We start from the raw sequence: 14,267 nt of genomic DNA on the forward strand, positions 1-14,267 counted from the left end.
TTGAAGGCGCTTTGCCGGAAAACGGGCCCGGCATTTTTCTCTCCCGAACGCCGGGCTGCGAAACAGTTTCAGAAATTGTCCTTGCGTGTGCGGATCTCGGTAAAAATCTCTACGGGGCTTTTGCCTTCCATGCCAAGGGCGGCAGCAACTGCAGGCTCTCCGGCGCGCAGGAACGGGTTGGTCGCCTTTTCGCGGGCCATGGTTGTCGGCAGGGTCGGCGCGCCGTTTGCCCTCAGCCCGTCCACTTCCTGCGCCCGCGTCTGCAGGTCCGCATTGCCCGGCTCTATGGTGAGGGCGAAGGCCGCATTTGCCTTTGTATATTCGTGGCCGCAATAGATTGTGGTTTCGTCGGGCAGCTCCCGCATGAGTTTTTTCAGGGATGACCACATCATCTCCTTGTCCCCTTCCATCACCCGGCCGCAGCCGAGGGAAAACAGGGTATCGCCCGTATGGGCAAAAGCGATTGCGGGAATAAACCAGGAAATCTGGTCGAGCGTGTGCCCCGGAGTGGAGACCGCCTTGATCTCGTAGGGTCCGCACAGAATATGGTCGCCATCTTCCACCACCCGGTCGAGCTCAGCGATTTTCTGGCGGGAGCGGGCAGGGCCGTAGACAACAGCGCCTGTCGCCTGTTTCAACTCGCCCAGCCCCTGAATGTGGTCCCAATGATGGTGGGTGATCAGGATGTGGCTGAGGGTCCAGCCGGTCTCTGACAGGGCCTTTTGGCAGGCGGCGGCGTCCGGAACATCAAAGGCGATGGTCGTGCCACTGTCCGCATCGTGCACCAGTACGCCGAAATTGTCGCTTAGGCAGGGAAACTGATGGATCTCGGTTGTGGTGTTCAAGGCCATGGTGATGGTGTCCTGAAGTGATTGACTTGATGTTCGCCACAGTGGCAAACAGAATGCCGGAGGGCAAGGTGTGGTCGTGCGCGCTTTCGCTTCCGGCCTGTGTCAAACGGTCCCGACAGATCTGCCTGATGTGAGTCCTTGCCCCGATGTATCTCGACGTTGTTCATCTGCGTGCCTTTTATGATCTGCCGCTTGGAAGCCTGCTCAGAAGTCTGATCGGGGGACCGATTGCCGAGATGTGGCCGGATCTGAAGGGCCAGAGCCTGTTGGGGGTCGGCTATGCCGGCCCGTTCATGCGGCCCTATCTTGGAACCGCCGAGCGGGCGATTGCCGCCATGCCGGCCCCGCAAGGGGCCGTTCACTGGCCGCGCGAGAAAGATAATGCCTGCACCCTGGTGGAAGATGACGCGCTGCCCTTTCCAGACCTGTCCTTTGACCGGCTGATGCTTGTGCATGCGCTGGACCATTGTTCCAATCCGGAAGACGTGTTGAAGGAAGCCTGGCGGGTGCTGGCGCCGGGCGGTCGGCTGATTGCCGTTGTTGCCAACCGGCGGGGCCTGTGGTCCCGGTCCGAATTGTCACCCTTCGGCTATGGCCGCCCCTTTTCCGGGGGGCAGTTGAAGGACCTTCTCAAAAGCACCCAGTTCAACGTGCTGCAGGACAGGGAAGCCCTGTTCATGCCGCCGTCCAAGGCCCGTCCGATCCTGCGGGCGGCCCGCACCTGGGAGGGCATTGGACGGCGGATCTGGCCGCTTTTTGGCGGTATTCTTCTGGTCGAGGCGGAAAAGGTGGTCTTCCAGAGCCTGCCCGCGGACGGCAAGCGCAACCGCCTGCGCGTGCTGCGCCCGGTGTTCCTGCCCGAAGGGGTGGCTACCGGACTTAAGCCGGTACGGGCCGTGCGGCCACACAACATCTCCGCCTCGAAAAGGGCGCCTGAAGGTGTTTGAGGGCGCGTGCTGAGACGTGTCCCGAGCGGCCCGGCTCCCGGGCCGTTTTGCGAAGCTGCCGAGGCCGAAGCGAGGGCCGTCTGAAGCTCTTTGGAACGAGGCTTTGCGAGCTGCATGCCGCAGCGCAGTCCCGGCCCTGAGCCGGGATCATTGCCGTTCGGCCGGAGCGCGGGTTTATATGCTCAAGGGCCGCCTGGGTCCCGGCTCAAGGCCGGGACGGCACCGAATTTCTGCCTGGAGTTCACGCATTTCAACGGCAGTTATCACTTGGTTCTCCCTGACGCAGCGGAGCGGAGATCCGGAACTTGGCGCCGGGGACGGGGAGCGGGAATGTCCTGTCGGGCAAAGCTTACCGCTTCAGCAAAAACACGGCCTGTTCCGCCGCCAGATTCCAGAACCACCAGGGGGCGTTGACCGGGATCTTGTTGCCCTTTGAGCTGAGGGCAATGGCCGTGTTCACATCCGCATCCAGCTCGCGGCACAATTCGACAAAGTCGCGCAAAGAGCAGAAGTGGATGTTCGGAGTGTCATACCATTCATAGGGCAGATATTTGGTCACAGGCATCCGCCCCCGGAACAGGAGCTGCATCCGGTTGCGCCAATGGGCGAAATTGGGAATGGAGACGACCACCTGCTTGCCGATCCGCAACAGGTTGCTCATGACCTCCTTGGGCGCGCGTGTCGCCTGCAGGGTCTGGCTCAAGATGACCACGTCAAAGGCATGGTCCGGATAGTCGTCCAGATCCGTATCGGCGTCCCCCTGGATCACCGACAGGCCTCTGGCAACGCAGCGGTTCACCCCGGCCTGGCTCAATTCGATGCCGCGCCCGTCCACCCGGCGCTGATGGACCAGATGATCCAGCAGCGTTCCATCCTCCGAGCCGATGTCGAGAACCCGGGCGCCTTCCGGCACCAGGGAGGCAACGACCTTCAGGTCCCCGCGGACCTCTCCGGTATGGCTGTCTTTGGGGAGTGGTGTCATGGCTCAGGCCTCCTCCCCCGGGGCAGGGATGCCCCGGGCCCGGGCCGCCCCCGTCATGAAGCCCTGAATGGTGTCAAACATTTCCGGCACGTCCAGCAGGAACGAATCGTGGCCCCGGTCGCTTTCGATTTCCACAAAGGACACGTTGGCCGCTGCCGCGTTCAGCGCCTTGACCACCCGGCGGCTTTCAGAGGTCGGGAACAGCCAGTCGGAGGTGAAGGACATGACGCAGAACCGGGTCGGGGTGTTGCGGAAAGCGCTTGCCAGTGCACCGCCGAATTCCTGGGCCAGGTCGAAATAGTCCATGGCCCGGGTCACATAGAGATAGGAATTGGCGTCGAACCTGTCGACAAAGGTCATGCCCTGGTGGCGCAGATAACTCTCGATCTGGAAATCCGCGTCAAAGCCGAAGGTCAGCCGCTCCCGGTCCTGCAGGTTGCGGCCGAATTTCTGATGCAGCGATTCATCCGACATATAGGTCACGTGTGCGGCCATGCGGGCGACCGCCAGCCCCTTGGTGGGCCTGACCCCTTCTTCGATGTAATTGCCGCCGCGCCAGTTGGGATCGGCCATGATCGCCTGGCGGCCAACCTCGTGAAAGGCAATGTTCTGGGAGGTGTGGCGGGCGGCAGATGCGATCGGCACCGCCGCAAAAACCCGCTCGGGATAGCTGGCCGCCCATTGCAGCACCTGCATGCCGCCCATGGAGCCGCCAATGACGGCGAACAGCGTCTCGATGCCAAGGTGATCGATCAGCCGGGCCTGTGCGCGGACCATGTCACGGATCGTGACCACCGGCAGGTCGAGGCCATAGGGGGTTCCGGTCCCGGGATTGAGGCTGGCCGGGCCTGTGGTGCCGAGGCACCCGCCAAGCACATTGGCGCAGACCACGAAATAATGATTGGTGTCTACGGGCCTGCCCGGGCCGACCATAAGGTGCCACCAGCCAGGTTTTCCGGTCACCGGGCTGGTGGAGGCCACATACTGGTCTCCCGTCAGCGCATGGCAGACGACGATGGCGTTGGACTTGTCCGCGTTCAGCGTGCCATAGGTCTCATATGCAATCTGCCAGGGACCGAGCTTGATACCTGAATCCAATTCCAGCGGAGCGCTGGCGGGAAATTTCGCCAGTTTGCTGGACGGGGATTCGGCTTCGCCCGGGTTCAGGTTTTTCAGGTCGGCTGGAGGTGTGCTGTCAGCGGGCATGAGCGAAACGGGTGTCTTCTCGTTCTGGTCTGGCAGGCCTTGGATGTGCATCCCGGACGGGCCTGACAACCCGGAAAGCCGGACGCAAGATCCTCTGGGACAAACAGCCAGACTGGCGACCTAGCCGTGCAGCGCTTGCAGTGTCAACGTTTTCTTTTGCCTTTGGGCGATCACATGCCTATGACTATGCGCCGCTGAACCTGTAAACAAGGCTGGAGCGAATATGCCGCAAGCACCGGAGACCGGGCAGACCCTTGCTGATCTGCGCGCGCGCGTTGACGGGATTGACGCTGAGATCCATCAGGCCCTGATCGCCCGGGCTGACGCAGAAACTGCAATCCGCGCAGCCGGAATGGCCACGGGTGTGCCATCCGGGTTTCACCATCCGGAACGGGATGCCGACAGCATGCGCCAGATGGTCGAGCGGCACCGGGGCGTCCTGCCCCTGGCCACGGTGGAGCATTTGTGGCGGGATATTATCTGCGCCTGCACCGGGCTGCAGGGTGATGTGACCGTATTTCTGGATGGCGGGGCCGAGCTGATCGAGATGCTGGATCTCGCCCGCTTCTATTTCGGCTTTTCGGTGGAGCTGGACCCTTGCAGCGATGCTGCCGATGTGGTGGATGCCGTGGCCCTGTCCAGGGCTGGCATCGGCCTTGTTGCGCTCAGCGACCGGGCGGATCTGCCCTGGTGGAGGGGTCTGAGCGAGACCGGCGCTCTTGTGAAAGCCCGGCTGCCCTTTGTGGTTCTGGACGAGCGGCCCGCCGATTTGCCGGCCCTGGTGCTGGGCAAGGCGGACAGTCTCGCGGAGAGTGCCGATATTGCGGTGTATGATGCCCGCTGGTCGGATCTTCTGCCCGGCCGACTGATGGATCAGGGCATTGAGGTGATGAGTTTCTTCCGCTCCGCCAACGGGGTGGATGCCCTTCTGGCGATTTCCGGAGACCTTAGCGAGGAAGATGTCCGGGACGCCTGTCAAAAGGCCGGGGCTGAGCCCGGTGTCTTGCGGCGGGTTGGCGGTTATGCGGCGCCGATCGATGCGGAAGGGGATGCTGACGACGAGTTCGGCAGCGCCGACCTGCCGGCGGGAGGCGGCAAGGATGAAGTGATAGGGACGACATGACGACAGTGAAGGAAATGCCGGTGAGGACGCCGGACCGCCCAGAACCGAGAGCAGGTGTGCTGGATATTGCCGCCTATGTGCCCGGAAAGTCCAAGGGCACCCATGGCAAGACCCTGCATAAACTGTCGTCGAATGAATCCCCGCTGGGGGCAAGTGCGGCTGCGGTTGAGGCGGCCAGGGAGGTTGCCGCCCATCTGGAGCTTTACCCTGATGGCAGTTCGGCGGAACTCAGAGCTGCGATTGCGGAGGTCTATGGCCTCAACGCGGAGCGGATCATTTGTGGCGCCGGGTCCGATGAGGTTCTGACCATGCTGGCCAATGCCTATCTCGCTCCGGGCGACGAGGCGGTCTATTCCGAGCATGGGTTTCTGGTCTATGAAATTGTCATCCGGGCTGCCGGGGCCACCCCGGTGGTTGCGCCGGAAAAAGACCTGACCACCGATGTGGATGCGCTGCTGGCGCGGGTGACGGACCGGACCAAGATGGTTTTTTTGGCCAATCCGAACAATCCGACCGGCACCTATCTGCCCTTTGAGGAGGTCAAGCGCCTGCATTCGGGCCTGCCCCCGCATGTGCTGCTGGTTCTGGATGCGGCCTATGGTGAATATGTGCGCCGGAACGACTATGAAAGCGGGCTGGAACTGGCAGCGACCTCTCAGAATGTGGTCATGACCCGCACGTTTTCAAAAATTTATGGCCTTGCCAATCTGCGCATCGGCTGGGGCTTCGGTCCGGCTCACATCATCGATGCCATGAACCGGATCCGAGGCCCGTTCAACATGTCCGGCATGGCAATTGCCGCCGGGACGGCCGCCATGCGCGACCGGACCTTTGTGACCCGGGCGGTCGAGCATAATGAGACGTGGCTGCCCTGGGTGAGCGGGGAACTGGAAAAGCTCGGTCTGACCGTGACGCCGAGTGTCGGTAATTTCGTGCTGATCCATTTCCCGGACGAGAAGGGCAAGCAGGCCGCCGATGCGGATACCTATCTTCTGGAGCGTGGCTGCGTGCTGCGCCGGGTGGCCAATTACGGCCTGCCCAACGCGCTGCGCATGTCCATCGGTACGGAAGAGGCCAACCGGACGGTTGTGGCACATTTGAAAGACTTTCTGGGAAAAGCCGGAAGGCAGAACAAGAATACATGACTGGTGCTCCCCTTTTTGACCGGCTGGCCCTGATCGGGATCGGCCTGATCGGGTCTTCCATTGCCCTTGCCGCCCGTGAGCGGGGTCTGGTGAAGGAGATTTCGGTGTCCACCCGTTCTGCGGACACGTTGCGCCGGGCCGAAGAGCTTGGTCTTGGGGACTGCTATGAGCTGGATGCGGCGGTGGCTGTGGAAGACGCCGATCTCGTTATCCTGTGTGTTCCGGTGGGCGCCAACGAGGCAGTGGCCAAGTGGATTGCGCCTGCGCTCAAGAAAGGTGCCATCCTGAGCGATGCGGGCTCGACCAAACAGTCGGTCGTCGATCAGGTGCGCCCCCATGTCCCGGACGGGGTTCATTTCATTCCCGGTCACCCGATTGCCGGAACAGAGCAATCCGGCCCGGATGCAGGCTTCGCCGCGCTGTTCGAGCAACGCTGGTGCATTCTGACACCGCCGGAAGGGACCGATCCGGCCGCCTTCGGCAAGCTTAAGGCCTTTTGGGAGGGCTGCGGCTCAAATGTGGATGTGATGGACCCCAAGCACCATGATCTGGTGCTGGCCATCGTTTCCCACCTGCCCCATCTGATCGCCTACAATATTGTCGGCACGGCCGATGATCTGGCGGCGGTTACCAAATCCGAAGTGATCAAATATTCCGCGTCCGGTTTTCGCGACTTCACCCGCCTGGCGGCGTCAGATCCGACCATGTGGCGGGATGTCTGTCTGAACAACAAGGACGCCATTCTGGAAATGCTGTCGCGCTTTTCAGAAGATCTGTCGGCGGTCCAGCGGGCGATCCGCTGGGGGGACGGCGACATGCTGTTTGACCTTTTTAACCGTACGCGCGGCATTCGCCGGTCGATCATCGAGGCGGGACAGGAAACCGACGCCCCGGATTTCGGCCGCCTCGGCACAGATCCGAAAGATCCTGCGGAATAGATACTCGGCAAGTCCTGCGTTACGCTCCGCTTCCGGCCCACTCCGTCAGCTCTGGCGGGTGACTATATAATCGGCCAGCGCCAGCAGAGCCGTTGCGGCCTCCCCATAAGGCGCCAGCAGGGCGTCGGCCTCGTTCCGCAGCCGGGTCAGCTCGGCACGGGTGGCGCCGGTGCCCAGAAGGCCGACCAGGGTTGCCTTGCCCGCCTCCGCATCCTTGCCGGTGGCCTTGCCCATTGCTTCCGGGCTGGCTTCCACATCCAGAAGGTCGTCGGCCAGCTGAAAGGCCAGCCCGATCACGTCGCCGAAGCGGGTCAGGCGGTCAATGTCGGCAGGACCGGCATCTGCCAGCACGGCCCCGGCCCGGCAGGCATGGCGCAGCAAGGCCCCGGTTTTCATGGATTGCAGCTGGCGGATTTCCGCTTCGCTGCGCTCCCGGTGCTCAGACTCCAGGTCCAGCATCTGCCCGCCCGCCATGCCGCCAAGGCCCGACGCGCGGGCCAGATCCCGGCTGAGGCTGAGCCGCACCCCCGGATTCGCGTGCACTGCCTCACCGGCAATCACGTCAAAGGCAAGCGTCAGCAGGGCGTCACCCGCCAGGATCGCGGCGGCCTCGTCAAAAGCCTTGTGCACCGTGGGCTGGCCCCGGCGCAGGTCGTCATCATCCATGGCCGGAAGATCGTCATGGATCAGCGAATAGCAGTGGATCAGTTCCAGAGCGCAGGCCGCTTCCACGACACCGTCATCCGCCCGGCCGAACAGCCTTGCCGTCTCCATCACCAGAATAGGGCGGAGGCGCTTGCCGCCATTCAGCGCGCCGTGGCGCATGGCCGCCAGCAGCCGCGCGGGCCGGACAATTTCGCCTTCCAGTACGGCGCCGTCCAGGACGCGGGCGAGGGCGGCCTCCACCTGGCGGGCCTGGGTCGTCAGGTGCTGCTTCAGATCAAATGTCACGGTCCACTCCGGGCAGAATTCTGCCTGCTTTGCCAAAGTCCGGGTTTCCCTGAAACCAAATCCCTGTATCGTCAAGACCGGAATTTGAAAAATCAGATGTTTCAAGTGTCAAAGCCGGGGGCGTCCCGCTCACGGCCTGGGGTCTTTTCCAAAGGTGATCTTTATGAAATTGCTGTCGAGCCTGTTGCGGTCCTTCATCAAACGCGGGCGTATGCGAGTGTACGATGCCAGTGGTGTTCTGCACAGTTTCGGCTCCGGCGACGACGGGCCCACAGTGACCATCCGTCTGCACGACAGGAAACTGCACACCTCGCTCTTTCTCAATCCCGAGCTGGCGGCGGGCGAGGCCTATATGGACGGCACGCTGACCATGGAGGAGGGCTCGACATGTTATGACTTCATGTTCCTGTTTTCCATCAACCGGGCCCCGCTTGGTGCCCATCCGGTGCAGGGATTGCTGCGCAAGGGCTGGAAGGCGCTGCGCCGGCGGCAGCAGAAAAACAGCGTGGAACGGGCCAAGGCCCAGGCCCGGCATCATTATGACCTGTCGACTGATCTCTACCGCCTGTTTCTGGATGAGGGGCTGAACTACAGCTGTGCCTATTACACCACCCCGGATCAGAGCCTTGAGGCCGCGCAGGCGGCCAAGCTCACCCATCTGGTGTCCAAGCTGGACCTGCGCCCGGACATGGAGGTGCTGGAGATCGGCGGCGGCTGGGGCTCGCTGGCCATCCGCATGGCCGAAGCCGGTGCGAAAGTGACTTCGCTCAATGTCTCGCCGGAACAGGTCAAGATTGCCGAAGAGCGGGTGCGCGCCGCCGGGCTGGAGGATCGGGTGCGCTTTGTGCTGAAGGATTATCGGGAATTTGAAGGCCGGTTTGACCGGGTCATTTCCGTCGGCATGATGGAACATGTGGGCATCGGCCATCTGGATGCCTATTTCGGCAAGATCCGGGAGTGTCTGACGGACCAGGGCTTTGCGGTTGTGCATTCCATCGGCCGCATGACGCCGCCGGGCACCACCGGGCCCTTCATCCGCAAATATATTTTCCCCGGCGGATATGTGCCTGCCCTATCGGAAGTTTTTGCCTCCACGGAGCGGCTTGGGCTATGGGTGTGCGATGCGGAAATCCTCCGGCTGCACTATTATTATACCATCCGGGACTGGAGGCTGCGGTTTCAGGACAAGCGGGCCGAAGCCGCAGAACTTTATGACGAGGCCTTCTGCCGCATGTGGGAATTTTATCTCTGTGCTGTGGAACTTGGTTTTTTGCACGGCTCAAACATGGTGTTTCAGCTGTTGTTGTCCAAAGAACGGGATGCCGTTCCGGTCACACGCGATTTCATGGTCGATGCGGAACGGGAATTGAACGGGAGTTGAATGGCACGGGCACGAGCAGCGGGCAAGGCCCCGGCAGGCCGCGGAAAATCCGCCTCCGCAAAGGGGCGGAAAGCCAGCGGCGCTGCCGGAGCGAAACAGGCCCGAAAGGCTGAGCGGAAATCCGGCCGCGGATCCGGCGCGGCCGCGTCCGGCCCTGTGGCCGGGGCCCTGCCGCTCTGGCCGCATTTGCGCAAGCGGATGATCCAGGCGCTTGTGCTGGTCCTGCTGCTGCCACCGGCCCTGACCGTGCTCTATTCCGTCGTGCCCCCGGTCAGTACCTTGATGGTGGCCCGCTATGCCCAGTTCCTGTGGGTTGACCGGCAATGGGTGCCGCTGGAGGACATCTCACCCAATCTCATCCGCTCGGTGATCACCTCCGAGGACAGCCGCTTCTGTTCCAACAACGGGGTGGAATGGAGCCTCCTGAAGGATCAGGTGACCGCGCTCAGCGAGGGCGAACGCCCGCGCGGGGCCAGCACCATCACCATGCAGACCGCCAAGAACCTCTTTTTATGGGGCGAGCGCTCGTATGTGCGTAAAGTGCTGGAGCTGCCGCTCGCCCTGATGCTGGACGCGATGCTGACCAAACGGCGCATTCTGGAAATCTATCTCAACATTGCCGAATGGGGAGAGGGCATTTTCGGGGCCGAGGCTGCCGCCCAGGCCTGGTTTGGCAAAAAAGCCAAGGATCTGAGCACGGTGGAGGCGGCGCGTCTGGCAACGGCCCTGCCCAACCCAAAAGGCCGCAACCCTGCCAAACCCTCGTCCGGGCACCGGCGGCTATCTGCGAAGAACCATGCGCGGGTGGGCTCCGCAGGGCCGATTTTCGGCTGTGTTCTGGGGAAATGAGCCTGTGCCGCTGGCGCGGTCCGGGGGGATGGAATAAATAGACTGAGAAAATTTCGTCTTTGGGGTGGCAAAACGCTGGCGTTGCCTGTATAACGCCGCGCATTCCAACACGTTGCGTGACGCCACGCCCCGGGCTAACCCGGTCCGGGCCGCGCGGTTATGGACCACGGAGAAAAACAAAATGGCCGTTCCAAAGAGAAAAACCTCGCGCATGAAGCGCGGTTTTCGCCGTTCTGCGGACGCCCTGAAGCAGCCGACTTACGTCGAGGACAAGGATTCGGGTGAACTGCGTCGCCCGCATCACGTTGACCTGAAGACCGGCATGTACCGGGGCCGTCAGATCCTTTCCCCGAAAGACGACGCATAAGCATCGTTTTCGGGTTGGATCGCCGGATGGCAGACCAGGATTGAGGCTGGCCTTGTTTCGACAGGCCGGCCTTTTTCTTTGCCTTGAAATCGCTTTGCTGATCGTGTCAGGTCGCGGCTGTCCACCGACTTTCGGCAGGCTGCCTGCAGACTGTCCCCCAGGATCACCCGGAGCTTCATGATGCGCCTCTTCTCGGCCATTCCCTTCACATTGTTCACCCTTCTGATCTACAATGCCCTGGCCTTCACCTCCGGGGCGGGCAATCCGGGCTTCTGGGCCGAGCCGGTCATTTCGGTGACCATGGTCTCCGGGGCGACCTTTCAGCTTCTGGCAAGCGATCTTCTGATCACGCTTGGCCTGGTGTTTTTGTTCATCGAAATCCTGAAGGCGACGCGCATCGGCTCCACTGCGCTTCTGGACCACATGTTTTCCGTGCTCGTGTTCGTGGCCTATCTGGTGGAATTTCTGGTGTTGCAGCCGGCGGCAACGTCTCTCTTTTTCATTCTGATGGTGATTGCCCTGATTGACGTGATTGCAGGTTTTTCCGTCTCCATCACCGGTGCCCGGCGGGATGTCTCCTTCGGCCATGGGAATGGCTACTGACCAACGGAAAAGACCCCGGAAGCGGTTGCGTCCGGGGTCTGATACCAGCGTGAAGTGACACAAGGTGCGGGTCTACCTTGCAGAGCCTATCGCGTTTGGCTGGATTCGCCCTTCGCTGCCTCACATCGAAGGTGTCAAAGCAACTGACAAAACGGTTTGACATTCCCTTGAACACGGCATGCTTTGTTTGAGGGCGTGTGTCTGGCGGAATGCCGTTCTGTTAGCTGCCGGTGTTCGGGGCATCTGACGGGTCCTGGCTGCTGCCCTCGTCGGTCACCGCATATTTATGGATCAGGGGCAGCTGGGTGAAGGTGAAGATCAGAGTGATCGGCATGACGCCGAACACTTTGAAGTTGACCCAGAAATCTGTCGAGAAATTACGCCAGACAATCTCGTTGATGGCCGCCAGAACAAAGAAAAACACCCCCCAGCGGAAGGTCAGTTTCCGCCAGCCCTCATCGGTCAGGCGGAAGGCGCTGTCAAACACGTAGCCGAGCAGCGATTTGCCAAACAAAAGCCCGCCCAGCAGCACCGCGCCGAAGAGGCAATTGACGATGGTCGGTTTGAGTTTGATGAAGAGATCGTCATGCAGCCAAAGGGTCAGCGCGCCGAACACCAGCACCACCACGCCGGACACAAGCGGCATCACCGGCAGCCGCCGGGTGAGCCACAGGGACACCGCCAGCGACACGCTGATGGCCACCATGAAGGCGGCGGTTGCCAGAAAGATCGGCTTGCCGACGGCCTGAAGCAAGGGAAAGGCGGCGGCAATCTGCTCACCCCGGGCGTTGAACAGGAAAAAGATCCCGAGTGGCCCCAGTTCCAGCGCCAGTTTCAGAAGCGGTGACAGCTCCTTGCGTGTCGGGTCATTCGGGGCGTGTTCCAGTTCCATGGGGCTGCAGCTCTCTTTGGGTTTGTTTCCCGGCAGATAGGGGCACAGGGGCAGGCGGGTCAAGGTTCAAACCCAGATTGCGCCCCGATTTCCCGCCCGGAGCGATCTCATGCCCCTCTTTCCAGCTCTGCTTCGCAGCTTGATCCGCAAGACCTCCAACCCCGGTCATATGGTTCTCTCTCAAGTGAGATGGGTTTTCCCTGGAGACAGGCCTCAAAACGGCCATATGAAACCTTTGTCATCACCAGCAATTGACCGTGCACCCTGGGCCCGGGTCTGATATGCGGGTCGGGTGACCTTCGAGACAGGGGAGACCGTCCCATGCGCAGGGCGTTTTATTCAAAAGCGGTGTTCGTGACGCTGCTGTTGGGTCTGGCTCAGCCTGCCCTCGCGGCGAAGAAGGTTGACTGGCCGGATCTGGTTGACCCTAAGGCCGCCAAGTTCAAGAACCCGTTCGAGGTTTTGCCGCTCCCCCAGCTGCGCACCCTTGGCGAGGTCTACCGGCTGCGCAAGGAGCTGGCCAGCAACACGCTTGACGCAGGCATCCGCGCCCAGCTTCAGGACCAGCTTTCCCGGGACGAGGCCAAACTGGCCGCGTCAGGCGTTGATACGGACGGGCTTTTGTCCCAGATGGCATCGATCGCCCAGAAGCGGGCCAAGGCGATCATGGCCGGCAATGAGGCGCTGAATGGGCAGGACGTTGTCATTCCAGGCTATGTGATCCCGGTTCTGGACAAGAACGGAAAAACGGCCTCAAGCGGCTATCTGGTGCCCGAAGCGGGCATGTGCAGCCATATGCCGCCGCCCGATCCCAACCAGACCATCCGCTATACGCTGGCGACCGACTGGCAGCCGGAGGCTGTTTATGAGCCGGTGGAACTGACCGGCCAGCTCTCCATCCACCCGACCAAACAGAATATTGAGCTGCTGGACGGTCAGGTGGACATGGTCGCCGTGTTCGACCTGAAGGTCACCGGCGTGCGCCTGCGCAGCGAGGCGGAAGAGGGCGGCAAGGGCCGCTCGTTCCTGTCGTTTTTCAGACGCAAGCGGGCGGGGAATCCGTAAGGGTTCAGTCCCGGCATTGACTGGACCGGAGATCGGAGTGAGTTCGACCCTTTCGGGATGTTCTGATGTCGTGGCGCTGCCGCGGAATGCCAATTTCGCAGGCCGCGAATTGTAAACTGTTCTGAAAGATCCAGTTGCTCATCAAGAAGCATGGAAAAGTCAGGCGCCGGGTCCGATCCGGACGGAGGATGTCCAGGTTTTCCCATAGCCAATGAGATATGATAAGTTCACTATTTGTTCATGTTCGGATGAGGGCGGGAATGTCTCTAAATTATGTGATGATTGGATCGAATGATATTCCAAACGCAAGGGCTTATTTTGATGCCGTCTTGCCTCTGATTGGCGGAACGGTGGTCATGGAATTCATGCCCCATGGTTTTTGCTATGGCCTGCGTGGCGGCGGGCGGATTTGGGTAACGCCACCGTTTGACAAGAAAGCGGCAACGCCAGGCAATGGGAATATGGTCGGCTTGCTATGCGAAAGTGAGGCCGAGGTGCAAGCGGCCCATGCAGCGGCACTTTCTGCTGGTGGCACCAATGAGGGGGAGCCGGGTCCGCGTCCGCAATACGGGCCAGATTTTTACGGGGCCTATGTCCGGGATCTTGATGGCAACAAGATGAGCTTCGTTTATTTTGGCAATGCGGGCTGATCGTGACGAATGGCAGTTGGAGCCCTCAAATCCTCACCGTCGTGCGAGGGCACCGTTTTGTCTCTGCCCTCCCGAAGTTCTGGCCACGTGAAGCGTAGCATTCCTGCTTGGCGGCAATGACAGTCATCGGGGCAGGCGCAGCGACATCACCTTTGTCCGCATTCCCGCCGATTGTTCTATTTGCATTGAACGACCACTTTTGCGAGCGTCGGCCTACTGGAAGAAGTCTAGAGCATTTCCCAAAAAGTCTGAATCGTCTTGGGTTCCCTTTTGTGGTGAATAGTGATTCAAGCTGAGGGCTGGACAAGGAGGCCAGC

General features: G+C 61.2%; 15 protein-coding genes. 10 read left to right on the top strand and 5 right to left on the bottom strand.

The window, feature by feature from the left end:
* Positions 1-68: 68 nt before the first annotated feature.
* Complete coding sequence (gloB, locus tag ACXAIC_RS22640; RefSeq protein ID WP_475186082.1) at positions 69-851, bottom strand: hydroxyacylglutathione hydrolase; 783 nt, start codon at positions 849-851, stop codon at positions 69-71.
* Positions 852-997: 146 nt separating this feature from the next.
* Here gloB and ACXAIC_RS22645 point away from each other — a divergent pair, with 146 nt between their 5' ends.
* A complete protein-coding gene (locus ACXAIC_RS22645; RefSeq protein WP_475186085.1) occupies positions 998-1,798 on the top strand; it encodes a methyltransferase domain-containing protein in 801 nt (266 codons plus the stop codon).
* Between the two features lie 349 nt (positions 1,799-2,147).
* Here ACXAIC_RS22645 and metW read toward each other — a convergent pair whose 3' ends face one another.
* Both metW and metX read right to left on the bottom strand, forming a co-directional pair.
* Complete coding sequence (gene metW, locus ACXAIC_RS22650) at positions 2,148-2,780, bottom strand: methionine biosynthesis protein MetW (protein ID WP_475186086.1); 633 nt, start codon at positions 2,778-2,780, stop codon at positions 2,148-2,150.
* Between the two features lie 3 nt (positions 2,781-2,783).
* Complete coding sequence (metX, locus tag ACXAIC_RS22655; RefSeq protein ID WP_475186107.1) at positions 2,784-3,986, bottom strand: homoserine O-acetyltransferase MetX; 1,203 nt, start codon at positions 3,984-3,986, stop codon at positions 2,784-2,786.
* A 223-nt stretch (positions 3,987-4,209) separates the two neighbouring features.
* Between metX and ACXAIC_RS22660 the strand changes: the two genes are divergently transcribed.
* The 3 genes from ACXAIC_RS22660 to ACXAIC_RS22670 are packed head-to-tail and all read left to right on the top strand — an operon-like array spanning position 4,210 to position 7,192.
* On the top strand, positions 4,210-5,109 hold the full coding sequence (locus ACXAIC_RS22660) for a chorismate mutase (RefSeq protein ID WP_475186087.1): 900 nt from the start codon (positions 4,210-4,212) through the stop codon (positions 5,107-5,109).
* Positions 5,106-6,254 (top strand): histidinol-phosphate transaminase, encoded by a 1,149-nt coding sequence (gene hisC / locus ACXAIC_RS22665; RefSeq protein WP_475186089.1) that lies wholly within the window; start codon positions 5,106-5,108, stop codon positions 6,252-6,254. Before ACXAIC_RS22660 ends, hisC begins: the two co-directional genes overlap by 4 nt.
* The gene (locus ACXAIC_RS22670; RefSeq protein ID WP_475186092.1) at positions 6,251-7,192 is read left to right on the top strand and encodes a prephenate/arogenate dehydrogenase family protein; all 942 of its coding nucleotides are present in this window, start codon (positions 6,251-6,253) and stop codon (positions 7,190-7,192) included. The genes hisC and ACXAIC_RS22670 overlap by 4 nt, the downstream gene beginning before the upstream one ends.
* Positions 7,193-7,237: 45 nt before the next feature.
* Here ACXAIC_RS22670 and ACXAIC_RS22675 read toward each other — a convergent pair whose 3' ends face one another.
* The gene (locus ACXAIC_RS22675) at positions 7,238-8,143 is read right to left on the bottom strand and encodes a polyprenyl synthetase family protein (protein WP_475186093.1); all 906 of its coding nucleotides are present in this window, start codon (positions 8,141-8,143) and stop codon (positions 7,238-7,240) included.
* 163 nt (positions 8,144-8,306) lie between these two features.
* On the opposite strand from ACXAIC_RS22675, the gene ACXAIC_RS22680 reads away from it, so the two are divergent.
* The 4 genes from ACXAIC_RS22680 (at position 8,307) to ACXAIC_RS22695 (ending at position 11,343) form a co-directional block, all read left to right on the top strand.
* On the top strand, positions 8,307-9,524 hold the full coding sequence (locus ACXAIC_RS22680) for a class I SAM-dependent methyltransferase (RefSeq protein WP_475186095.1): 1,218 nt from the start codon (positions 8,307-8,309) through the stop codon (positions 9,522-9,524).
* A 198-nt stretch (positions 9,525-9,722) separates the two neighbouring features.
* Positions 9,723-10,373: a monofunctional biosynthetic peptidoglycan transglycosylase gene (gene mtgA / locus ACXAIC_RS22685; protein ID WP_475186111.1), complete on the top strand. Its 651-nt coding sequence runs from the start codon at positions 9,723-9,725 to the stop codon at positions 10,371-10,373.
* Between the two features lie 181 nt (positions 10,374-10,554).
* The gene (rpmF, locus tag ACXAIC_RS22690; protein ID WP_207143138.1) at positions 10,555-10,740 is read left to right on the top strand and encodes a 50S ribosomal protein L32; all 186 of its coding nucleotides are present in this window, start codon (positions 10,555-10,557) and stop codon (positions 10,738-10,740) included.
* 180 nt (positions 10,741-10,920) lie between these two features.
* Positions 10,921-11,343, top strand: a complete 423-nt coding sequence (locus ACXAIC_RS22695; RefSeq protein WP_475186113.1) for a hypothetical protein — start codon at positions 10,921-10,923, stop codon at positions 11,341-11,343.
* A 220-nt stretch (positions 11,344-11,563) separates the two neighbouring features.
* On the opposite strand, the gene ACXAIC_RS22700 is transcribed toward ACXAIC_RS22695, so the two are convergent.
* Positions 11,564-12,235, bottom strand: a complete 672-nt coding sequence (locus tag ACXAIC_RS22700; RefSeq protein ID WP_475186099.1) for a septation protein A — start codon at positions 12,233-12,235, stop codon at positions 11,564-11,566.
* 321 nt (positions 12,236-12,556) lie between these two features.
* On the opposite strand from ACXAIC_RS22700, the gene ACXAIC_RS22705 reads away from it, so the two are divergent.
* Positions 12,557-13,300, top strand: coding sequence for a DUF3299 domain-containing protein (locus ACXAIC_RS22705; RefSeq protein ID WP_475186103.1), 744 nt, complete (start codon positions 12,557-12,559; stop codon positions 13,298-13,300).
* Between the two features lie 260 nt (positions 13,301-13,560).
* Positions 13,561-13,950, top strand: a complete 390-nt coding sequence (locus tag ACXAIC_RS22710; RefSeq protein ID WP_475186105.1) for a VOC family protein — start codon at positions 13,561-13,563, stop codon at positions 13,948-13,950.
* The last annotated feature ends 317 nt before the right edge of the window (positions 13,951-14,267 follow it).

The organism is Roseibium sp. AWQ4_254 (genome assembly GCF_056161025.1).

Bases quoted from the DNA above. Each gene is read 5' to 3' on its own strand.
- gloB (WP_475186082.1), bottom strand. From the start codon at position 851: ATGGCCTTGAACACCACAACCGAGATCCATCAGTTTCCCTGCCTAAGC.
- ACXAIC_RS22645 (WP_475186085.1), top strand. From the start codon at position 998: ATGTATCTCGACGTTGTTCATCTGCGTGCCTTTTATGATCTGCCGCTT.
- metW (WP_475186086.1), bottom strand. From the start codon at position 2,780: ATGACACCACTCCCCAAAGACAGCCATACCGGAGAGGTCCGCGGGGAC.
- metX (WP_475186107.1), bottom strand. From the start codon at position 3,986: ATGCCCGCTGACAGCACACCTCCAGCCGACCTGAAAAACCTGAACCCG.
- ACXAIC_RS22660 (WP_475186087.1), top strand. From the start codon at position 4,210: ATGCCGCAAGCACCGGAGACCGGGCAGACCCTTGCTGATCTGCGCGCG.
- hisC (WP_475186089.1), top strand. From the start codon at position 5,106: ATGACGACAGTGAAGGAAATGCCGGTGAGGACGCCGGACCGCCCAGAA.
- ACXAIC_RS22670 (WP_475186092.1), top strand. From the start codon at position 6,251: ATGACTGGTGCTCCCCTTTTTGACCGGCTGGCCCTGATCGGGATCGGC.
- ACXAIC_RS22680 (WP_475186095.1), top strand. From the start codon at position 8,307: ATGAAATTGCTGTCGAGCCTGTTGCGGTCCTTCATCAAACGCGGGCGT.
- mtgA (WP_475186111.1), top strand. From the start codon at position 9,723: ATGATCCAGGCGCTTGTGCTGGTCCTGCTGCTGCCACCGGCCCTGACC.
- rpmF (WP_207143138.1), top strand. From the start codon at position 10,555: ATGGCCGTTCCAAAGAGAAAAACCTCGCGCATGAAGCGCGGTTTTCGC.
- ACXAIC_RS22695 (WP_475186113.1), top strand. From the start codon at position 10,921: ATGCGCCTCTTCTCGGCCATTCCCTTCACATTGTTCACCCTTCTGATC.
- ACXAIC_RS22700 (WP_475186099.1), bottom strand. From the start codon at position 12,235: ATGGAACTGGAACACGCCCCGAATGACCCGACACGCAAGGAGCTGTCA.
- ACXAIC_RS22705 (WP_475186103.1), top strand. From the start codon at position 12,557: ATGCGCAGGGCGTTTTATTCAAAAGCGGTGTTCGTGACGCTGCTGTTG.
- ACXAIC_RS22710 (WP_475186105.1), top strand. From the start codon at position 13,561: ATGTCTCTAAATTATGTGATGATTGGATCGAATGATATTCCAAACGCA.